Origin of the sequence: Streptomyces ferrugineus (assembly GCF_015160855.1) — a bacterium.
Lineage (GTDB): Bacteria > Actinomycetota > Actinomycetes > Streptomycetales > Streptomycetaceae > Streptomyces > Streptomyces ferrugineus.
Genome location: NZ_CP063373.1, coordinates 844,300 through 864,140 on the forward strand (window position 1 = coordinate 844,300; position 19,841 = coordinate 864,140).

Below are 19,841 nucleotides of genomic sequence, written 5' to 3' on the forward strand. Positions count from 1 at the left end.
ACATCTGCCGAACCACCTCCCTTCCGAAGTACCAGCAACCCTAAGAACCGGTCGGTCACGGATCAACGGGTTTTTCGAGAAATTGACGGTGGCGATTCTGATCGCGTGCTGTAGCCGTATCCGTCGCCCCGTTGCAGGAGCTCCAGATTCCAGTGGGAGACGTTGATCCTGCCCAGGGGCGTCGCGAGGCTGTGCTGTCCTCTGGCTCGCACTGAGATGCGGCCGGTCCAGGTCCCTGCCCACTTGCCTGTGGGCATGACGGCGCGCACGAGATCTCCGGTGACGTATCCGAAGTGCAGCTTGGTGCGGGCGCGCCGCAGGCGGGGGAATCCGTAGCGGTCCGGGGTGGTGCGGGCGTATGAGCCGCGTCCGGTGGCCTTGGCAACGAGGGCCTGCTCAGGGAACCGTACGATCGCGTCGCCGCTCTCGTGGTCCAGGGCCCCAACGCACAGAGCGTCCAGGGTGTGCGTCTTGGCCAGCCCCATGGCGCTGCGGTTCTCTTTGGTGCCGTCGCCCGTCCAGGTGTGCACTGCTCTGCCGAGGGTGCCCAGTGCCTCGATGAGCTGCCATCGGGTTGCGTTCATGGCGGCGGCGTCATGGAGGGGCGCCTTGACCTGCTGAAGGATTCGCGCGAGGCGGTCGGGGCTGCGGGCGAGGAAGTCCTCGACGGATTGGCTGCCCTTGGCCCGGTTGCAGGGGACGCAGGCGAGGACGAGGTTGGCGATGCGGTTCGAGCCTCCTCGGCTGCGCGGTGCGAGGTGCTCGATGTTGAGGGGGACGCCGGTGGCGTCGCAGTAGGCGCAGGAGTTGTTCCACTGGGCTTGCAGATAGGCGCGAGTGTTGGTTCCGGCGAGTGGTCCGTGCGCGTACTCGATGCCGTTGAGGGGTCTGCCCGCACTCATGCTGTGGGTGTCGAAGGCGACGAATTCCACGTGAATCTCGGTGACGGGTGCGTAGCGGCAGAGGCGGTTGGCCATGGAGAGGGTGGTGTCGACGCGGTGGCGCAGGGAGGGCGGTAGCCACGTCTCGGGGTGGGTCCGGTTGTTTGATCTGCGTGCTCGGTAGCGGCGGTTGGCTGAGCGTCGGCGGTGACGGTAGCCGGCGCGCTGTTGCATGCACTTGTGGATCTGGTCGCCGCGATGTTGGAGTTCGACCGAGACCAGTCCGCGCCGGATCTTGACTGTGGCGCCTTGTTCGTCGGTTTCTTTCTTCTCGTCGGTGAGGGCGATGCCCGTGCCTTTGGAGCCGGGGTCGATCCGTAACTGAACGCCGTCGACTTCCGAGTCGGCCAGCGTGCGGTCTTTCAGGCGGATGGTGAAGGGCACTTGTCGGGCGACGGCGGCCCGGCCTTTGGTCAGGAGTTCTCGGGCGCGGGCGGGGTGGCAGGGCATGAGGGGTTGCCCCTCCTTGGAGAGCACGAAGACTCTGCCTGCGCCCACGCCGCCCTCGTACGACTGGTCGTGCGGGGGAGCGTCACCGCTCCCGTTCTCTGCCGCCTTCGCTGCCGTGGCAGCGTGCTTGGTGTGACGCCGACGGGCTCCGGTGCTGCACCCGTCGGTCTCCCCTCGCCCATGTTCCCTGCCGGTGCCCCGCACGGTGGCGGGGTGTCCGTGAGCCGTTTCGTCCCTGCTCCCGGGGGTGTCTGCTCTCACGGATTCCAGAGCAGGCTGCTGAGGAAGCACAGCCTGGTGGGTCTGCTCGCCTGCGGGAAACGTAGTCATCGGGGCGCACCTCCCTGATCTGATGATCGCGATGGCTGGGGCTGGTCACTCGACGACCTTGCGGTCGAGGAGCGAGTGACCTCCCTTCACGTGTGAGGCTGACGCTAGTGGCCAAGATCCGCGCATTGGGTTACAGCCTGCTGAAGTCGCCCATTCGTGCGAACTGGCAGAATTCCCCGAACGGGTAGTCGATTCAGCTGCTAAATGACCACTGGTCGCCTAGCGTTCCGTGCATGACAAAGCAGCAGGTGGGGCGACGGGCGGTTCTCAGTGGTTCGGTCTTTGAGGAGCGGATCGGGTACGCGCGTGCCGTGGTCGACGGGGACTGGGTGCATGTGTCGGGGACGACGGGGTTCGACTACGCGGCGATGACGATCTCCGAGGACGTGGTGGAGCAGGCGGAGCAGTGTTTGCGGAATGTGGGGGCCGCGTTGGAGGAGGCGGGGTGTTCGTTCGCCGATGTGGTGCGGGTGCGGTATCTGCTGCCGGTGCGGGAGGACTTCGAGCCGTGCTGGCCGGTGCTGCGGCGGTGTTTCGGGGAGGTGCGGCCGGCGGCGACGATGATGGTGTGTGGGCTCGCGGATCCTCGTATGAAGATCGAGGTTGAGGTCTACGCGCGCCGGGGAGGCGAGTCTCATGTCTGACCTTCTTGTGGAGCCGGTCGTCGGTGAGCCGATGCTGGAGGAGTGGCGGTACGTCCACAACGTGATCGTGCCGCCCGCCGCGATGGACCTCGATGAGGTGCGGGAGCGCAGCGGGCGGTATCGCCTGCGGAACGCGTATGTCGGTGATGTTCTCGTCGGCTGCTCGACGGTGCGGCCGCCGGAGGGCAAGGGTGCGGTGGCGACGGTCATCGCGCGCGTGCTGCCCGAGTACCGGCGGCGTGGATACGGCTCGGAGCTGTACGAGGAGGGGCTCGCCCACGCGCGTGTGCTGGGTGCCGGGGCGGTCGAGACCTGTGTGCTGGCCGTCAATGAGGATGGGCTGCGGTTCGCCGGGGCGCGTGGGTTCGTCGAGGTTGATCGATATGTGCTGGACGGTGGGACCGATCTGTGGGTGGATCTGCGGCTGGAGTAGCCCTCCGACGGCTCGTACAACGATTCCCTCAATCTTGGGGAACTCGGTGTGTGCTGGGTCACGTTCCAGTTAGATGATTTGCGAGTGAGCGAACCGACGCGTCGTACGTGCGGACGCAGCTTGGCAGGGGGTCCATGTGAGTGCTTCCCGGCGTAGTGGGACCACCGACGAGCTGGGGCCGGACGAACCCGAGCGGGAAGGTCCGGGAGGTTCGTCGGCCGGTTCGGAGGGTTCGGCAGGCGGCTCTGATCTGTTGGCCGCGTTGCTGGACGGGATGGACGCGGCCTTGTGCGCGTTCGACGGGGACGGGGTCGTCACGCATTGGAACCGTGAGGCGGAGCGGATCCTGGGGTGGACCGCGGCCGAGGCGGTGGGGCGGCACGGGTTCGCCGGGTGGGCGGTGCGTGAGGCCGATGCCGAGGAGGTCGAGGGGCGGCTGATGTCCGCCATGCAGGCTCCCGGGCGGCAGGTGCACGAGTTCGCGCTGCTGACCAAGGACGGCGGGCGGGTGCTCGTGCGGACCCAGTCGGCCGCCGTCCGCGGGCCGGACGGGAAGCCCGCGGGGGTGTACTGCGCCTTCAGCGAGGTGCATGCGCAGATCGATCTGGAGCGGTCGATCGCGTTGAGTGAGGCGCTGTTCGAGGACGCGTCGTGGGGCGTGGTGCTGGTCGACGCGGATCTGCGGCCGGCCGTGGTGAACGCGCACGCGGCTCGTGCGCTGGGCATCGGGCGTACGTCGGTGCTGGGGCGGCCGCTGGGTGAGTTGCTGGCCCAGGGGGTCGAGGAGCTGGAGAGCGCGCTCACGCATGTGCTGGCGGAGGGTGCGCCGCCGGCGCCGGCCGAGATCTGGGTGCGGGTGCGGACGCCGGAGGGTGAGCGGCGTCGCTGCTGGCGGTGCGGTTTTGTGCGGCTGGCGTCGCCGCTGGCGGAGGAGCCGGTGCCGTTGGGGGTGGGGTGGCTCTTCCAGGACGTGACCGAGGGCAAGCAGGCGGAGCAGGAGGCGGCGCTGCTGCGGTTCCGGGTCAATCAGCTGCATCGTGCGGCGCGTGCGGCGGCGGAGTGTGAGGATCCGGCGGAGGCGGCGACGGTGCATCTGGATTTCGCGCTGGCCGGGTTCGCCGATCATGCGCTGATCGACCGGGTCGCGGGCGGCGCGGTGGCGGATGGGGAGGCGGCGGGGCCGGTGCGGCTCGTTCGGGTCGCCGTGACGCCGTCCGGGGCGCCGGGGCCGAGTCTGCTCGGTGGGGAGGCCGGGTTGCCGGTGCGGTATGTCGAGGGGCATCCGGCGTTGCAGTGTGTGGCCCGGTCCGGGTCGGTGCGGGCCGATGCGGGGAGCATGCCGGCGGAGCAGGCTCGTCAGTGGGCGGTGGGGCGGCAGTGGCCGGCGGACGCGGTGCACGCGTTGTGTGCCGTGTTGCGGAGCCGGGGGCGGACGGTGGGGGTCGTGACGTTTCTGCGGGGCGCCGGGCGCAGTGCGTTCGAGCGGAGCGACGCGGTGTACGCGGAGGATGTGGCGGTGCGGATCGCTTCCGCGCTGGATCTGGCGGAGGCCCTGGGCTCGCGGTAGCGGTGCGCGCGGTGGCGTCGGGTCAGTGGCGGTAGAAGATCCGGTCGCCGTACTTGTCGAAGATCCTGCCGTTCCAGTCGTGGCCGCCGTCGACGTTGCCCGAGCGCAGCAGTGGGGGCTCGATGCCGCGATCGGCGAGGGTGGCCGCCGTGGTGGCCATGACCGCCTGGAGGAGGGCCGTGGTGACGACGGTGGAGGCGGGGGCGAAGGGGGCCGGGATCGTGTCGAGGGTGAGTTCGGCGTCGCCGACGGCGATCTTGGAGTCGAGGACGATGTCGCAGTGGTCCTTGAGGTGGGTGCCGGAGGTGTGGCGGGACTGCGTCCGCGCGGCGTAGGCCACCGAGGTCACGCCGATGACCTTGACGCCGAGGGCGCGGGCGTTGATGGCCATCTCGACGGGGAGGGCGTTGCGGCCGGAGAGGGAGATGATCACCAGGGCGTCGCCGTCGCGGAGGGGGGAGCTGTCGAGGACGGCGCCGGCGAGGCCGTCGACGCGTTCGAGGGCGGAGCCGAGGGTGGCGGGCATGACGTCGACGCCTACGACGCCGGGGACCGTGAGCAGGTTCATCAGGGCGAGGCCGCCGGCGCGGTAGACGATGTCCTGGGCGGCGAGGGAGGAGTGGCCGGCGCCGAAGGCGAAGAGGCGGCCGTCGGCGGCGACGGTGTCGGCGAGCATGGTGCCGGCTGCCTGGATGTTCTCGGCCTCTTCGGCACGGACCCGGTGGAGCAGGCCGATCGCGGCGTCGAAGAACTGGTCGGCCGGCTTGCTGTCGCTCATGCGGGGCCCTCCGGGGGTGGCGGTCGGGGGTGCGGGGGTGGTGTGTTGCGGATCACCTGCTGCGGATCACCGTGCGGTCTGGACCAGTGCGGTGTCAATACGGCCGGGAGGGCTGCCGGGATGGCTGCGGCGGCCCGCTCGGCGGCTTGGGGCGGGGCTGTGCAACCCTCTCGTTTCACCGGCTCGGCGCGGTTGTCTGTGGTATCCGGCAGAATTGAGTCCAGGGCCAGCGCACGCGCCGTGGAGCTGTCTCGCTTCCGGCTGAGCTAATCGCAGAGCTAATCGAGGGGCACGTATGTCCGGACTGATCGACACCACGGAGATGTATCTCCGCACCATCCTCGAGCTGGAGGAGGAAGGTGTGGTCCCCATGCGCGCCCGGATCGCCGAGCGGCTGGACCAGAGCGGGCCCACCGTCAGCCAGACGGTGGCGCGGATGGAGCGTGACGGGCTGGTGTCCGTCGCGACCGACCGGCATCTGGAGCTCACGGACGAGGGGCGGCGGCTGGCCACGCGCGTCATGCGCAAGCACCGTCTCGCGGAGTGTCTGCTCGTGGATGTGATCGGGCTGGAGTGGGAGCAGGTGCACGCCGAGGCGTGTCGCTGGGAGCACGTGATGAGTGAGGCCGTGGAGCGGCGGGTGCTGGAGCTGCTGCGGCATCCGACGGAGTCGCCGTACGGCAATCCGATCCCCGGTCTGGAGGAGCTCGGCGAGAAGGACGGTGCCGACCCGTTCCTGGACGAGGGGATGGTGTCGCTGGCCGACCTGGACCCGGGGGGCGAGGGCAAGACGGTCGTGGTGCGGCGGATCGGGGAGCCGATCCAGACCGACGCGCAGCTGATGTACACGCTGCGTCGGGCCGGTGTGCAGCCGGGCTCGGTGGTGAGCGTGACCGAGTCCGCGGGTGGGGTGCTGGTGGGCAGTGGTGGTGAGGCGGCCGAGCTGGAGGCGGATGTCGCCTCGCATGTGTTCGTCGCCAAGCGCTGAGCGGGTGGCCGCTGCCCGTCCTGGGTTGCCTGTTGTGTAATTCCCGGTGCGGGAGCGGGAGTTGGGGTGGTCCGTCGAATGTTTTCGATCCAGGATTCAGTGCGCGGAATCGCAGCGGCGGACGGGTTCGCGTGCCAGGCTGTCGCGGTAGGCGGATCACCTGAGGGCTCTGGGCCGTGATCGACAGTGCTGCGTCCGGCCGGGGAGGGGGGCGCGAGGATGTGCCGTGGTCGTGGAGAGGGCCCCGGCGCCGAATGGCGCCGGGGCCTGTCCTCCCCTGTGCTGACCCGGAGCCCCGAGCTCCCAGGGTCATCCCCCTCGGACCGTTTTCCCCGAGCGGTCCGCCTCCCGGTGAAGGTCTCCCCTCGGCGGTGGCGATCAATCCTTGGAGGGGGTCACTCGAATGAGGGGTGTTGCCCGCAGAGGCCAGTTTTTTCGAATAGGAGTTCGATAGTCTGCGGGTGACGGATCGTGCGGAACATGCGCTTCAAGAATGTGCGCATAAGATCACGTCAGACACACAGAACATGCACATCGCGTACGAGGGCACCGACGGCGCGTACGACGCAGATGGCGCACGGTGCTCGCGTGGGCGGAGGCAGATACGGCAGGCGCGGCAAGCAGGACGCGGATGACAGGACCGGCCGGCTCGAGCGGTCCGAGCGGAGCTAGGGGGGTGCCAGACCAATGGTGCGGCGCATCGACGTGACCGGGACGGGCGGCGTACGGCTCGCGGCATGGGAGTTCGGCGACCCTCCCAAGAACGACCCCACGACAGACCAGGACGGCACGCTCGGCGTGCTGTTACTGCACGGCCTGATGGGCCGCGCCTCCCACTGGGCCTCCACCGCCCGCTGGCTCTCCGAGCGACACCGAGCTGTCGCCCTGGACCAGCGCGGCCACGGGCGCAGCGACAAGCCCTCCCAGGCCGCCTTCACCCGCGAGGCCTACGTCGACGACGCCGAGGCCGCCCTCGAACAGCTCGGCCTCGCCCCGGCCGTTCTCCTCGGCCACGCCATGGGCGCGCTGACCGCGTGGCAGCTCGCCGCCAAGCGGCCCGATCTGGTGCGCGGCGTGATCATCTGCGACATGCGGGCGTCCGCGCTGGGCGCGGCCTCGCAGCGGGAGTGGGCGGACTGGTTCAAGTCCTGGCCCGTCCCCTTCGCCACCCTCGCCGACGTACGGAAGTGGTTCGGCGAGGACGATCCGTGGGTGGAGCGGCCGAATCCCGCGCGCGGTGAGTTCTACGCCGAGGTCATGCACGAGTGCGAGGACGGGTGGCGGCCGGTGTTCGTACCGGACCAGATGCTCCGGTCCCGGGAGACGTGGGTGTTCGACGCGCACTGGGAGGAGCTGGCGCAGGTGCGGTGTCCCGCGCTGGTGGTGCGCGGCCTGGACGGAGAGCTGGGGCGGGCCGAGGCCCAGGAGATGGTGCGGGTGCTTCCCCGGGGGGAGTACGCGGAGGTGGCCGACGCGGGGCACCTCGTGCACTACGACCAGCCCGAGGGCTGGCGCGCCGCGATCGAGCCGTTTCTGGACGCGGTGCGCTCCGCTGGGTGACGCCGGGCGCCTATGAGCTCGGGGCTTGCCGATTGACGGCGGCTGCGGGTTTGTTTGTGGTTGATCGCGCCCGCGCGGCGGAGCCGCATATCGACACAGCCCCGCGCCCCTGAAAAGAAGCTGCGTTGCAGTCCCCGTATCGGAAAGAACCGTCAGCCCTTGCTCACCGCCGTCAAGATCTCCGGCAGCCGGGCCGCCGTTCGCGGGGCCGCCAGCCGTAGTCCCAGCAGGGTGATCGCCGCCCCGTAGGCGGCGCCCGCCGGCAGCAGCAGCCACGTCCAGTCCTCCCCGCCGTCGCTGACGTTCAGCCAGATCGTCACCGCGATGACGGGGGCGCACAGCAGGGCCGCCGCGATCATGCCGCCGAAGATCGAGATCCAGGCGAGGCCGGCCTGGCCCGGGGCGACGTTCTTGTAGCCCTCCTGGGGGATGGAGTAGGGGAAGCGGGCCGACGTCCAGGCGCCGGTGGCCAGCATCGCGCCGAGGAGGGCGAAGGACAGGCCCAGCACCTCGGGGAGCCTTTGCCAGTCGCCGAGGAGTGCCGTCGTCAGGACGGTGACGAGGGTGGCGTAGGGGAGGGTGATCAGCAACAGGGCCAGGGCCCGGCCGCGCAGCTCCACATAGGCGTCCCGGCGGGAGGAGATGGTCAGCGCGACCATCCAGAACGCGGAGGTGTCCTGCCCGAACTGGTTGTACATCTGGATGCCGAGCATCCCGGCGGCGAAGCACGCGAAGTAGATCGAGCCGGTGCCCTGCAGCGCGTTGAACAGCGGCACGATCAGGCCGATGGCGAGCGAGGTCACCCAGGCCGCCTTGGTCTTCGGGTCGCGCCAGACGTAGCGCAGGCTGCGTTCCATGACGGTGCCGGTGCGGCCGGCCGGCAGCAGACGGGCCAGACCGGTGGGGGTGCGCTGCCGTACGGCGGTCTCGGTGGCCGCCTGGAGCGTGGAGCCGTCGGGGGAGGTCATCAGACGGGTGAGGTGACGGGACCATACGGCGATCAGCGCCACCAACGCGGCCACGCTCAGGGCGAGTTGGAGGACGCCGGTGCCGTACGCCCCCTCGCTCACCGACTGCACCGCCCCGATCGCGGACGCCGGCAGCAGCCAGCGCAGCACGTCCGCCGCCGGGTCGAGCTCGGCCAGTCCCGATGAACCCAGCCGCTGCGCACCGAAGTTCACCACCTGCGCCCCGATCGCGATGACCAGCCCGCTCAGCACCGCCAGATCGCGGCCCTTGCGACTGGTCAGCAGCCGGATGTTGGCGGCGGCGACGGCCCGTGCCAGCGCCACGCACACCAACAGGGCCAGGACGACGGCGATGACGCCGACGACGTAGGCCGGTCCGCCGTGTGCGAGGGCGATCGCCGAACCGGTGAACAGGCAGAGCGTGAACAGCGGCCCTATGCCGACGAGCGAGGCCGCGAGCAGGGCCCGGACCAGGGAGCGGGGGCGCAGGGGCAGCATCACCAGACGCGTCGCGTCGAGGGTCTCGTCCCCGCCGGGGAAGAACAGCGGCATCACCGCCCAGCCGAGTGCCAGGACGGCGACCAGGATGACGACCACGGAGTCGGCGTGCGCGGTGCCGCGCAGCATGATCAGGCCGAGGAGCTGGAGCGCGGCGAAGAGGAGGACCACGACGGCCGACGCGATGTAGGCGGCCCGGCGGCCGGCGGACTGCCGTAGTCCGTTCCTGAGCAGCGACAGCTTCAGCCGTACGAAGACTCCGGTCACAGCGGTGCTCATCGCGCCCCGCCGCCCAGCCAGTCGAGGTGGGAGGAGGCGTCGCGGCCGTTCGCGCCGACGAGTTCGAGGAACGCCTGCTGCAGCGAGGCCGCCTCGCCGCGTACGTCGGCGAGGGGGCCGTGGGCCCGGATGCGTCCGGCGGCCATGACGGCGACCCAGTCGCACAGCGACTCGACGAGCTCCATGACGTGGGAGGAGAAGACGACGGTCGCGCCGGAGGCGGTGTAGCGCTCCAGTACGCCGCGGATGGTCTGGGCGGAGACGGGGTCGACGCCCTCGAACGGCTCGTCCAGGAACAGCACTTCGGGGTTGTGCAGCAGCGCCGCCGCGAGCCCGATCTTCTTGCGCATACCGGTCGAGTAGTCGACGACCAGCTTGTGCTGGGCACCCGCCAGATCGAGGACGTCGAGGAGCTGGGTGGCCCGCTTGTCGACCTCGGCGCCGGGAAGACCGCGCAGCCGGCCCGTGTAGGCGAGCAGTTCCCGCCCGGAGAGCCGCTCGAAGAGCCGAAGCCCTTCAGGCAGCACCCCGATCCGGGCCTTCACCTCGACGGGGTCCCGCCACACGTCGTGCCCGACGACTTCGACGGAGCCCTGATCGGGCCGCAGCAGCCCGGTCACCATCGAGAGGGTGGTGGTCTTCCCGGCCCCATTGGGACCGACAAGCCCGATGAACTTCCCGGCGGGCAGATCCAGGTCGATCCCGGCAACAGCAACCTGCTGCCCGAACCGCTTCCAGAGCCCGCGCACACATACGGCCGACGTCATGCATGCCAACCTAAAGGGCGCGAGTGACGACGTACGACCTTGGAGTCGCCGTATTACCTGTCCCGCCCGCACGCGTACGCCAGCGGCGAGATCAACTCCTCCGCGTCCGGCAGCCACCGATTGGCCGGCGTGGGCCGGCAGGCCCACTGCACGGCCCCGCGGGAGCCGAACCGAGTGGGGGGCCCGGCGACATAGGCGCCCTCGCCGAGCGCGAGCAGATCCAGCGACCCGATCGACCAGCCCAGCTTGCGGACCAGTTCGGGCACCTTCACCGCGGCGCCCGGCAGCACGAAGAAGTGCATCCGACGATCCGGCGTCAACGTCACCGGCCCCAGCGACAGCTCCATCCGCTCCATCCGGGCCAGCGCGAGGAACCCGGCCGTCTCCGGGACGGAGATCGAGTCGAAGGTGCGTCCCGTCGGCAGCAGGATCGACGCGTTCGGCTGTTTCTGCCACATCCGGCGTGCGACCGTCGCGCTCCCGGTCGCCTGCGTCGCCCAGTCCGGGCGCGAGGGGTGCGCGCCCGGCGCGGGGCACGCGGCGTCACCGCAGGAGCAGTACTGCACGCCGTCGACGGCTTCCAGCCATGTGCCGGGGAACACGTCCCAGTGGCGCTCCTCGGCGTAACGAACGGCGGTTTCCAGCAGCGATTCCCCGCGCTGCTTCGGAATCTGTGCGGCTTCGGTGGCCGGGATCGTCTCTTCCACGCTGAACACAACTCCCGCACCCACCCCTGGTTACGGGCATAACGCGCGCGGGGGAGGAGCATTGATTCCTCGTCTGGGGCGCATGGGTGCATGTGTGGGGGCGCGCGGGAGGATCCGTGGCCGGGGCTGGGTAGCCCCCAGTGGGGTCGGCTTCCGCCTTTACCCCGGCAATCCTCGCAAGCCTCGCATTTTCGGTATGTCGACGGGGCATTGATCTTCACGGCCGGAACCTTGCGGTGCACAGCCAGTGCCCCGGGGCCGGATCCGGCGATGGAAGAACGTCAACTCGGTGCGTGGGCAGGCACCGCAGCCACAGGGGGTACGCCATGGCCGCAAGGCCTCTCGTCGCGCGACAGCCGAATGAACGGCTGCAGGCGCTCATCCAGGAAGCGGGTTGCTCGAACGCCGGGCTGGCCCGCAGGGTCAACATGTGCGGTGCCGAGCACGGCCTCGATCTGCGCTACGACAAGACGTCCGTGGCCCGTTGGCTGCGCGGACAGCAGCCTCGGGGACGGGCGCCGGCGATCATCGCCGAGGCGCTCGGCCGCAAACTGGGCCGTACGGTCACGATCGACGAGATCGGCATGGCCAACGGCAAGAACCTCGCGTCCGGCGTCGGTCTCCAGTTCTCGCCGACGGTACTGGGGGCCATCGAGCAGGTCTGCGAGCTGTGGCGCAGCGATGTCGGGCGGCGGGACTTCCTGTCCGGCTCGTCCGTCGCCGCGTCCGCGCTGGTCGAGCCCAGCCGCGACTGGCTGATCTCGTCACCGGACTCACAGGTGGCGCGCTCGGCGGGGCCGCGCGTGGGGCCGTCCGACGTGGCGGCCGTGCGGGCGATGACGCAGGCGCTGGTGGACCTTGACCATCAGTACGGCAGCGGGCATGTGCGCCCGGTCGTCGTGCACTACCTCAACAGCGTCGTCTCCGGGCTGCTGGCCGGCTCCTACCGGGAGGCGATCGGACGGGAACTCTTCGCCGCCGTCGCGCGGTTGACCGAGCTCGCCGGGTACATGGCCGTCGACACCGGGCAACCGGGACTCGCCCAGCGCTACTACATCCAGGCGCTGCGCCTCGCACAGGCCGCGGGCGACCGGGGGTACGGCGGCTATGTGCTGGCCGCCTCCATGAGCCATCTCGCCGCGCAGCTCGGGAACCCGCGGGAGATCGCGCAGTTGGCACGGGCGGCGCAGGAAGGGGCGCGGGGGCGCGTGACCCCGCGCGCGGAGTCCATGTTCCATGCGGCCGAGGCGCGTGGGCACGCCCTGATGGGCGATGCCAGGGCCGCCCAGGCGGCGTCCGCACGTGCCGTGACCGCCCTGGAGTCGGCGGACGCGGAGTCCGGCGACGACCCGGCGTGGATCGCGCACTTCAACGAGGCGTATCTCGCCGACGAGTTGGCGCACTGCCACCGCGACCTCGGTCAGGCCGAGGCGGCGGCGCGGTCCGCCGAGGAGTCGCTGGCCGGGCTCCCCGAGACGAAGGCGCGGCGCCGGGCCATCGGTTATGTGTTGCTCGCCACAGCACAGGTGCAGAAGCGCGAGATCGAACAGGCCTGCCACACCGGGCTGCAGGCCGTCGAGCTCCTGGAGACCCTGCGCTCCAACCGGGGCGCCGAGTATCTCGAGGACTTCCAGCAGCGTCTGGAGCCGTTCCGGGACGAGCCGGTGGTCAGGGAGTTCGGGGCACGGCTGGACCTTCAGGCGGCCGCGTGAAACCACGGGGTACCGGGGCGTGAACGACAGGGAAATGAAGGCACCGGTGGAGAAAGGGGGTCGTATATAGAGGGTGGGGGACCGAAGTGTTAGCGCGGTCACAGGGACACAGGTCACGTCCCGGGCTGCGTAGCACCCGTATCGGCGGAGCCGGTAGCGTGAGCCGACGATTCACAAGGTCCCCCATTAGTAGGAGTCCCGGTGACGCAGAGTGGACGGGGCGAGGAGCCCTCGGCGCGGCCCGCGCACGAAGGCATCGTGCTGCCCTCCGACGGCGGTGAGCCGCTGCTGCCGGGCATGACCGGTGGGCAGGACGGCCGGCCGACGTCGGTACCGGCCACGCCGCCGACCGCACCCCCGCCCTCGGCACCGCCCGGCGGCCAGGCGTGGGGCACCCCTTGGGGACCCGACCAGAACCCGCCCGCGCCGCCGGCCGCACCGGGCCAGTCCTGGGGCGCGCAGCCCGGCCAGTCCTGGGGCGGGCAGCAGGAGCAGCAGTACCAGTCCCCGCCGCCGCCCCAGTGGGGCACGCCGCCGGACGCCGCCGGTACGCCGGCGACTCCGTCGTACGGCCATGGCGCCCCGGCCGGATCACCGATGCCCGCGCCGCAACAGACGTACGGGCAGGGCGGGGCGCCGTCCGCGCCGCTGCCGCCTGAAGGGCAGTACGGGCAGGGGGGTGCGCTGCCGCCTCAGGGGCAGCGAGGTCCGGGGGGCGCGCTGCCGCCCGAGGGGCAGTACGGGCAGGAGGGTGCGCCGTCGTCTCAGGGCCAGTACGGCCAGAATGGCGCGCTGTCGTCCCAGGGCCGGCACGACCAGGCCGGTGCGCTGCCGCCCGCCGGTGCGGAGGGCTACGGCGCTCCCGGCTCCGGTGCGCCCCTGCCGCCCGCCGCGTCCGGTGCGGCTCAGCCGCCCGCCGGTGCCGGTGGTTTCGGGGCGCCGCTGCCGCCCGCCGACGAGGGCGCCACTCAGTACATACCGCCGGTCGTCGGCGCCGACGAGCAGGCCACCCGTTACATACCGCCCGTCGCCGACGAAGGGGCGACGCAGTACATACCGCCGGTCGGACCGGGGGCGCTGCCGCCCGAGGTGTCCAACGAGAGCACGCAGGTGCTGGGGCGGGCACGGCAGGCGGGCGGCGCGGGACCGATGCCGCCGGCCTCCGGGGGCGACGCCGACGCCACCCAGTACATCCCGCCCGTGACCGGGCAGCCGGGCGGGGCGCCGCAGCCGGGGCGGCAGCCGCTCTCCGACTTCGACAGCCTCTTCCGCAGTGAGCCGGGCGGCGAGGCCCCGGCCACCCAGCAGCTGCCGCGCTTCCAGCAGCCCCAGCCGCACCAGAACCCGCACGAGCAGGGGTACTTCCCGCCCGGCGGCCCGCACGGCCCCGGCGACGACGACGCCGGCCGGGGCGGTCGTGGCGGCCGTACCGGATCGAGGGTGCCGCTCATCGCCGCCGTCGGCGTCGGCATCGCCGCCCTCGGCATCGGCGCGGGCGCGCTGCTCGCCGGCGGGGGCGGGGACGATCAGAAGACCGACGACAACAGACCCGTGTCCGCGACGGCCCCGGCGACCGAGGGCTCCTCCTCGCCGTCCGCCGACGCGGCCGAGCAGCAGGCGACCGCTCTGGACAAGCTGCTGGCCGACAGCGGCGACAGCCGTACCGCCGTGATCAACGCGGTGCGCGACGTGGGGTCCTGCGACAACCTCGCCCAGGCCGCCCAGGACCTGCGCGCCGCGGCCCAGCAGCGCAAGCAGCTCGTCGCCGACCTGTCCAAGCTCCCCGTCGACCAGCTCCCGAACCACACCGAGCTGACCACCGCGCTCACCAAGGCCTGGCAGGCGTCGGCGTCCGCCGACAGCCACTACGCGGCGTGGGCGGACCAGGTCGCCGGCAACAGGAAGAAGCTCTGCAAGGGCGGCCAGGCCCGCCACACCGGTCAGGCCCGGGCCGGCGACACGGCCAGCAACACCGCCAGCACACAGAAGAAGACGGCGTCGGGGCTGTGGAACTCGATCGCCAAGGAGCACGGGCTCACGGAGCGTCAGCCGACCCAGCTGTAGTGCCGGTCAGTTCAGTTCGGCGCTCTCGAGCGTCTTCGTCACGTCGATGAAGCCCTTGCGGGCGGCCACCAGCCGCCCGTCCCGGACGACCTGGAGAGACACCGCCCGGTTGACCAGCCGGGGGTAGCCGACGGAGGCCAGGACGTCCTGGAACTTCCACCGCAGGGCCGGGGTGAGCCCGCCCGTGGAGACCTTCAGACCGTTGTTCAGCGCGCTGCGCACGGTGCCGGCGCTCACCTCGCCGTCGCCGAGCGACTCCACGACCTTCTTGAACACCGTGTAGGCGATCCACGTGGTCTGCACACCGGCGTCCGCGGGGTCGATGCGGTTGTCGCCGAAGGCATGCTCGCTGATCACCTTCTTCATCGGGTCCCAGCGCGGATCGCTCGCGACGGGGTACCAGCCGGTGATGTACGAACCGTCGTACGTCGATGCCCCGCCGGTCGAGTTGATCACGGTCTGGTCGACGCTGCCGAGGACGGCCGCGGTGCGCACGTCGGGGTACTCCGCGCGGGCCCGCCGGAAGGAGTCCATGAAGGTGCTGGTGCGGTCGCCGAGGGCGGGCACCACACAGCCCGCGTCCGACGGGTTCGTGGTGGAGTAGTCCAGCGCCCGCACCGACTGGCGCTGGTACTCGGTGGCGTCGTCGTCGGCGAGCTGGTCGGCCGCTTCCGAGTGCCGGCCCGCCTTGAGGCCGGAGTTCAGCAGCGGCGGCAGTTCGTCGCCGGCGATGCTGTCGGGCCGTACCAGCGCGACCGGGCCGCAGTCGCGGGCCAGTTCCCTGCCGAGGCCGGCGAGGAGGGTGGGCTGGCCGCCGTTGACGGGGTAGGAGAGCGGGCTGGTGAACTCGGCGTTGGTGACGCCGTAGCCGCCTATGTAGGGGATGCCGGCGCCCTCCAGCGAGGGCAGGAAGGTGTCGCCGTACTGGCTGTAGGAGCCGACGACGGCGACGACGTCCTCGTCGATCGCGCGGTCGGCGCACCTCGCCGCGGCCACGCTGTCGTTGCGCTCGTTGCAGGTGAGGACCTTCAGCTTGCGGCCGCCGATGCCGCCCTGGGCGTTGACCCAGCGGGCGTAGGCCTGTGCCAGGGCCGGCATGCCGGGCTTGTTGGTCGCCTTGGTGTCCTGTGGCGCCCAGGTCATGACAGTGATCGTGCCATCCCCGGAACCCCCCGTGGTACCGGGGATGACACCGCACCCGACGGCGAGCGAGGCACACGCCACCAGCGCTGCCGCCGCCCGAGCGGTCGTTTTGACGGGCCGGTCGGTGGTCGTGGGGAAGTGCGGACTGCGCATGCGTGGCCTGCCGGTCATGGTCCCGCACGATTCCGCCACACAACGAACCTGCGCGTGACCCATGGTTATCGAGGGGTGACCGGAAGGTGAATTGAGGGGGTCAGTGATGCGCATGTGAAGGGGAACGTACGATCGATGACCGTGCAAGGTTCGGATAGCTCTTCCCGTCGCGGCCGTCGCTCATCCACCATGGGCGGCATGCCACTCAACGACATGCCGTGGTGGCGCTGGCGCAGCAATGTGCGCTCCGCGCTGCACATGCTCTCCGACCAGGTCTTCCAGCGGGACGTCTGGCTCGCCGGGGTGGACGGGTACGGCGACGTCACCGACGCCGTGTACCGCCTGGTCGAGGACACCTGGCTGGACAACTGGTCCGCCGAGAAGTACGTCGGCACCATATTCCGGGACTCGCAGGAGGCGGCGCTCGTCGACACCGCCGTGCTGCGGGTGCTGCGGATCATGCACCAGGTCGGCCCGGACGCGCCGGTCTCCGCGTACCTGGACCACCAGGGGTGGCCGGAGGCGGTGCGGGCGGCGCGGGACGCGCATGTCCGGATGGCCATGGCCGACGGCGAGGACCCGGACGCCCCGCCGCGCACGCTCGAGGTGCTGCGGATCATGACGCGGTCCGCGTAACGGAACGGCTGCCCGCCGGGGGGCCCGGATATGGGACCCTGTGCTGCATGAACGAGCAGTCCACCCGAGCCGCGGTCCCCGCCGACCAGTACGTCCTCATCCTGTCCTGCCCCGACAAGCAGGGCATCGTGCACGCCGTGTCGAGCTACCTCTTCATGACCGGCTGCAACATCGAGGACAGCCAGCAGTTCGGCGACCACGACACGGGACTGTTCTTCATGCGCGTCCACTTCTCGGCGGAGGCGCCGGTGACGGTGGACAAGCTGCGGGCGAGCTTCGCGGCGATCGGGGACTCCTTCCAGATGGACTGGCAGATCCATCGGGCCGAGGAGAAGATGCGGGTCGTGCTGATGGTCAGCAAGTTCGGGCACTGTCTGAACGACCTGTTGTTCCGCGCCAGGATCGGGGCGCTTCCGGTGGAGATCGCCGCCGTGGTGTCCAACCACACCGACTTCGCCGAACTCGTGGGGTCGTACGACATCCCCTTCCACCACATCCCGGTGACCAGGGACAACAAGCCGGAGGCGGAGGCGCGGCTGCTGGAGATCGTGCGGGAGCGGGGTGTGGAGCTGGTCGTGCTGGCCCGCTACATGCAGGTGCTCTCCGACGATCTGTGCAAGCAGCTCAGCGGGCGGATCATCAACATCCACCATTCCTTCCTGCCGAGCTTCAAGGGCGCGAAGCCGTATCACCAGGCGCACGCGCGGGGTGTGAAGCTGATCGGGGCGACGGCGCACTACGTCACCGCCGACCTGGACGAGGGGCCGATCATCGAGCAGGAGGTCGAGCGCGTCGCCCATGACGTCACGCCGGACCAGCTTGTCGCGATCGGGCGGGACGTGGAGTGCCAGGCGCTGGCCCGGGCGGTGAAGTGGCATGCCGAGCGGAGGATTCTGCTGAACGGCCGGCGGACGGTTGTATTCGCCTAATAGCTCGGGTCAGCAGTTTTGACGGCGGCTGCGGGTGGTTCGTGGTTGCTCGCGCAGTTCCCCGCGCCCCTGGAGGGACGTCCACTGCACGTACTCAAGGGGCGCGGGGAACTGCGCGACCAGCCCCCACACACCCGCAGCCGCCGCCGATCGCGCAACCGCCCCCTACATCCGGCTCAAGCTCGCCGCCGCGAACAGTACGTCCCGGATGGCGGCCCGATCCCCCACCTGCCCCGCCGCCGCCTCCGCCGGAGGCACATGGCCCGCCGCGAGTCGGCAGAACTCCGCGCCGTCCAGCGCGACATGGGCCACCTCATGCTCGGCGGAGCCCACCGCCGCCGGTGAGTCCAGCGGGATCAGCCACTCGCCGCCGCCCGAGCCCTCGATCTCCAGCCGCAGGCTCCGGCCGGGCTCGCCCGCGGGGACGAGGTGCCGACCCGCCGGCGGCGGTGCCGCCAGCCCCGCGCGGCGGCGGGCCGACAGGACCGTGGGGAGCAGACGGGCCGCCAGGTCGACCAGCTGGTGCAGGTCGCTGCCGGACGGCGGCTCATAGGGGTAGTCCACCGCCTCGGCGATGTCCTCCGCGTGCACCCAGCACTCGAAGGCGCGGTCCAGCATCGCGTCGCGCAGCGGCAGCTCGAAGTCGCCGTACGGGACGGAGAGCCTGCCGGTGCCGCCGCCCGTGAAGGACACCGTGCGCACCAGGTCGTGGCTCTGCTCCCGCCAGGGTGCGCGGACGGCGCGCGTCGGCGGGTAGTGCGAGGCCCGCCAGTACGCCTCGGTGCGCCCGGCGGGCGTCGGCCGGTCCGCGGCCACGTCGCCCATCGGGTCGGCGAGGCCCAGCGCGATGGCCACCAGCCCGTCGACCGTCTGCAGATGCGCGATCACCCCGGCGACGGTCGTCCGGCGGCTGGTCGGCTCGTCCTTGCGGAACCACCGCAGCCGCACGGGCGCGTGCCACTCGGCGTCCCCGAAGTCCTGGAGCAGGGCGTCGAGCCGGGCCGTCTCGGCGTCGTACGGCGCCGCCCACTCGGGCACCGGGATGCGCGGCGGGCGCCGCTCCAGGCAGCCGTCGAGGACGCGGGCGCGCAGGGACGGGTCGAGGTCGAGGCTCTCGGAGGGGTGCAGCAGGCCGACGGCCTCGCGCAGCCGCCGCGCCTCGTCGGCGCAGGAGCCGCAGTCTCCGAGGTGCTCCTCGACGGCCGCCGTCTCCTCCGGCGAGCAGGCGGCCAGCGCCCATGCTCCGAGGAGCGACTTCAGGACGCGGTGCTCCAGGACGAGCGGGGCGCGGCGGGGCGCCGCATCGGGCAGCGGGCGTCCGGTGTCCTCGACGGAGGCGCGGGGCAGGGGTATGCGGGGCGGGCGGTCCGGGCCGGGCTTCGGGGTGGGGTGCCGGTCGTCGCCGTTGCCGCTGTTCATGCCGTCGGGGCCGCGAGGGGGGTCCGCGGGGCCGTTCTCCTCATGGTCCTGGTGGTGCGCGTCGTCGTACGGCTTCTCGTCCCCGTGGCCCGCGTGATCGCCCCGTCCCTCGTGCTCGTCGTACGCCTCGTACCGCCCGGCCTCGTTCACACCGCACCCCCGTATCCCGGCGGAGCCCCGGGGGCCGTTCCGGCGTCATGGGCCGTGGCCAGCAGCTGCAGGCCCAGGCGCAGCCGGCGGCGGGCCTCGTCCTCGGTGACGCCGAGGTCGGCGGCGGTCTGGCGGTAGTCGCGGCGCTGGAAATAGGCCAGCTCCAGGGCGGCGCGCAGCGGTACGGGCATGGACTGGGCGATGTAGTCGGCGCGGGCGGCGACCGAGGCGTGCCGCACCTTGCGTTCCAGCTCCTCCGTGGAGCCCCGGCCGGCCTGGGCGAGGGCGGCGGTCTCGGTGGCGCGCAGCCGCTGCACGGCGAGGTGGTGGGTCAGGGTGGCGACCCAGGAGCGCAGCGGGCCCTGCTTGGGGTCGTAGCTGTCCGGGTGCTCCCAGACGTGCGCGAAGACGTCGCGGGTGATGTGGTCGGCGGCGTGCTCGTCGCCCAGCACGGTGTGGGCGAGGCCGTGCACGAGCGAGGCGAACCGGTCGTAGAGCTCGCCGAGCGCGGCCGCCTCGCCGCGTGCGAGCCGCTGCTGCATCTTGCGGTCCCAGCGGGGCGGTGCGTCCTTCTTCGCCATATGGCCCCCCTCACTGGTCCGTCCTGTCCAGCGTGCGTCCGCCGTCTCCCCGAATGTAGTCGGCACGTCCGGCAGCGCACGCCCCTTCGTCGCAATGTGCGCCCCTTGTAGAGCCATGGCTGGTGACACACCTCGCACTCGTGA

General features: G+C 71.2%; 17 protein-coding genes. 9 read left to right on the forward strand and 8 right to left on the reverse strand.

Features of this window, described 5'->3' with window-relative positions:
* Positions 1 to 62: 62 nt before the first annotated feature.
* Complete coding sequence (gene iscB / locus IM697_RS04035; protein ID WP_265582700.1) at positions 63 to 1,418, reverse strand: RNA-guided endonuclease IscB; 1,356 nt, start codon at positions 1,416 to 1,418, stop codon at positions 63 to 65.
* A 536-nt stretch (positions 1,419 to 1,954) separates the two neighbouring features.
* Here iscB and IM697_RS04040 point away from each other — a divergent pair.
* From IM697_RS04040 to IM697_RS04050, 3 genes are all read left to right on the forward strand, one after another.
* Positions 1,955 to 2,365: a RidA family protein gene (locus tag IM697_RS04040; RefSeq protein WP_194044766.1), complete on the forward strand. Its 411-nt coding sequence runs from the start codon at positions 1,955 to 1,957 to the stop codon at positions 2,363 to 2,365.
* Complete coding sequence (locus IM697_RS04045) at positions 2,358 to 2,798, forward strand: GNAT family N-acetyltransferase (protein ID WP_194044768.1); 441 nt, start codon at positions 2,358 to 2,360, stop codon at positions 2,796 to 2,798. Before IM697_RS04040 ends, IM697_RS04045 begins: the two co-directional genes overlap by 8 nt.
* Before the next feature lie 136 nt (positions 2,799 to 2,934).
* Positions 2,935 to 4,365 (forward strand): PAS domain-containing protein, encoded by a 1,431-nt coding sequence (locus IM697_RS04050; protein ID WP_194044770.1) that lies wholly within the window; start codon positions 2,935 to 2,937, stop codon positions 4,363 to 4,365.
* Positions 4,366 to 4,387: 22 nt separating this feature from the next.
* Here the strand turns inward: IM697_RS04050 and IM697_RS04055 are convergent, their stop codons facing one another.
* Entirely contained in the window at positions 4,388 to 5,143 is a 756-nt protein-coding gene (locus IM697_RS04055) for an SIS domain-containing protein (RefSeq protein ID WP_194044772.1), read from the reverse strand.
* 295 nt (positions 5,144 to 5,438) lie between these two features.
* On the opposite strand from IM697_RS04055, the gene IM697_RS04060 reads away from it, so the two are divergent.
* Together IM697_RS04060 and IM697_RS04065 are read left to right on the forward strand one after the other, a co-directional pair.
* Positions 5,439 to 6,131 (forward strand): iron-dependent transcriptional repressor DtxR, encoded by a 693-nt coding sequence (locus IM697_RS04060; protein ID WP_194044774.1) that lies wholly within the window; start codon positions 5,439 to 5,441, stop codon positions 6,129 to 6,131.
* A gap of 687 nt (positions 6,132 to 6,818) precedes the next feature.
* Positions 6,819 to 7,691: an alpha/beta fold hydrolase gene (locus tag IM697_RS04065; RefSeq protein ID WP_194044776.1), complete on the forward strand. Its 873-nt coding sequence runs from the start codon at positions 6,819 to 6,821 to the stop codon at positions 7,689 to 7,691.
* Positions 7,692 to 7,843: 152 nt separating this feature from the next.
* On the opposite strand, the gene IM697_RS04070 is transcribed toward IM697_RS04065, so the two are convergent.
* Genes IM697_RS04070 through IM697_RS04080 form a run of 3 tightly spaced genes read right to left on the reverse strand, consistent with a single transcriptional unit; the run spans position 7,844 to position 10,919 of the window.
* Positions 7,844 to 9,436: a transporter gene (locus tag IM697_RS04070; protein ID WP_194044778.1), complete on the reverse strand. Its 1,593-nt coding sequence runs from the start codon at positions 9,434 to 9,436 to the stop codon at positions 7,844 to 7,846.
* A complete protein-coding gene (locus IM697_RS04075) occupies positions 9,433 to 10,203 on the reverse strand; it encodes an ABC transporter ATP-binding protein (protein WP_194044780.1) in 771 nt (256 codons plus the stop codon). Before IM697_RS04075 ends, IM697_RS04070 begins: the two co-directional genes overlap by 4 nt.
* A 53-nt stretch (positions 10,204 to 10,256) precedes the next feature.
* Positions 10,257 to 10,919 (reverse strand): bifunctional DNA primase/polymerase, encoded by a 663-nt coding sequence (locus tag IM697_RS04080; RefSeq protein WP_194044782.1) that lies wholly within the window; start codon positions 10,917 to 10,919, stop codon positions 10,257 to 10,259.
* Between the two features lie 317 nt (positions 10,920 to 11,236).
* Between IM697_RS04080 and IM697_RS04085 the strand changes: the two genes are divergently transcribed.
* Together IM697_RS04085 and IM697_RS04090 are read left to right on the forward strand one after the other, a co-directional pair.
* On the forward strand, positions 11,237 to 12,622 hold the full coding sequence (locus IM697_RS04085) for an NsdA family TPR-like regulatory protein (RefSeq protein ID WP_194044784.1): 1,386 nt from the start codon (positions 11,237 to 11,239) through the stop codon (positions 12,620 to 12,622).
* 201 nt (positions 12,623 to 12,823) lie between these two features.
* Positions 12,824 to 14,686, forward strand: coding sequence for a hypothetical protein (locus IM697_RS04090; protein ID WP_194044786.1), 1,863 nt, complete (start codon positions 12,824 to 12,826; stop codon positions 14,684 to 14,686).
* Between the two features lie 6 nt (positions 14,687 to 14,692).
* On the opposite strand, the gene IM697_RS04095 is transcribed toward IM697_RS04090, so the two are convergent.
* Positions 14,693 to 16,000 (reverse strand): ABC transporter substrate-binding protein, encoded by a 1,308-nt coding sequence (locus IM697_RS04095; RefSeq protein WP_194044788.1) that lies wholly within the window; start codon positions 15,998 to 16,000, stop codon positions 14,693 to 14,695.
* A gap of 117 nt (positions 16,001 to 16,117) precedes the next feature.
* Between IM697_RS04095 and IM697_RS04100 the strand changes: the two genes are divergently transcribed.
* Positions 16,118 to 16,618, forward strand: a complete 501-nt coding sequence (locus IM697_RS04100) for an SCO4402 family protein (RefSeq protein WP_194044790.1) — start codon at positions 16,118 to 16,120, stop codon at positions 16,616 to 16,618.
* 47 nt (positions 16,619 to 16,665) lie between these two features.
* The gene (purU, locus tag IM697_RS04105) at positions 16,666 to 17,547 is read left to right on the forward strand and encodes a formyltetrahydrofolate deformylase (protein ID WP_194044791.1); all 882 of its coding nucleotides are present in this window, start codon (positions 16,666 to 16,668) and stop codon (positions 17,545 to 17,547) included.
* Between the two features lie 165 nt (positions 17,548 to 17,712).
* On the opposite strand, the gene IM697_RS04110 is transcribed toward purU, so the two are convergent.
* Both IM697_RS04110 and IM697_RS04115 read right to left on the reverse strand, forming a co-directional pair.
* On the reverse strand, positions 17,713 to 19,116 hold the full coding sequence (locus IM697_RS04110; protein ID WP_194044793.1) for a zf-HC2 domain-containing protein: 1,404 nt from the start codon (positions 19,114 to 19,116) through the stop codon (positions 17,713 to 17,715).
* The gene (locus IM697_RS04115; RefSeq protein ID WP_194044795.1) at positions 19,113 to 19,697 is read right to left on the reverse strand and encodes a sigma-70 family RNA polymerase sigma factor; all 585 of its coding nucleotides are present in this window, start codon (positions 19,695 to 19,697) and stop codon (positions 19,113 to 19,115) included. Before IM697_RS04115 ends, IM697_RS04110 begins: the two co-directional genes overlap by 4 nt.
* Positions 19,698 to 19,841: the final 144 nt, after the last annotated feature.

Excerpts from the sequence above, each read along its gene's own strand:
- IM697_RS04040 (WP_194044766.1), top strand. The coding sequence starts at position 1,955 with ATGACAAAGCAGCAGGTGGGGCGACGGGCGGTTCTCAGTGGTTCGGTC.
- IM697_RS04045 (WP_194044768.1), top strand. The coding sequence starts at position 2,358 with ATGTCTGACCTTCTTGTGGAGCCGGTCGTCGGTGAGCCGATGCTGGAG.
- IM697_RS04055 (WP_194044772.1), bottom strand. The coding sequence starts at position 5,143 with ATGAGCGACAGCAAGCCGGCCGACCAGTTCTTCGACGCCGCGATCGGC.
- IM697_RS04060 (WP_194044774.1), top strand. The coding sequence starts at position 5,439 with ATGTCCGGACTGATCGACACCACGGAGATGTATCTCCGCACCATCCTC.
- IM697_RS04065 (WP_194044776.1), top strand. The coding sequence starts at position 6,819 with ATGGTGCGGCGCATCGACGTGACCGGGACGGGCGGCGTACGGCTCGCG.
- IM697_RS04070 (WP_194044778.1), bottom strand. The coding sequence starts at position 9,436 with ATGAGCACCGCTGTGACCGGAGTCTTCGTACGGCTGAAGCTGTCGCTG.
- IM697_RS04075 (WP_194044780.1), bottom strand. The coding sequence starts at position 10,203 with ATGACGTCGGCCGTATGTGTGCGCGGGCTCTGGAAGCGGTTCGGGCAG.
- IM697_RS04085 (WP_194044784.1), top strand. The coding sequence starts at position 11,237 with ATGGCCGCAAGGCCTCTCGTCGCGCGACAGCCGAATGAACGGCTGCAG.
- IM697_RS04095 (WP_194044788.1), bottom strand. The coding sequence starts at position 16,000 with ATGACCGGCAGGCCACGCATGCGCAGTCCGCACTTCCCCACGACCACC.
- IM697_RS04100 (WP_194044790.1), top strand. The coding sequence starts at position 16,118 with ATGACCGTGCAAGGTTCGGATAGCTCTTCCCGTCGCGGCCGTCGCTCA.
- purU (WP_194044791.1), top strand. The coding sequence starts at position 16,666 with ATGAACGAGCAGTCCACCCGAGCCGCGGTCCCCGCCGACCAGTACGTC.
- IM697_RS04115 (WP_194044795.1), bottom strand. The coding sequence starts at position 19,697 with ATGGCGAAGAAGGACGCACCGCCCCGCTGGGACCGCAAGATGCAGCAG.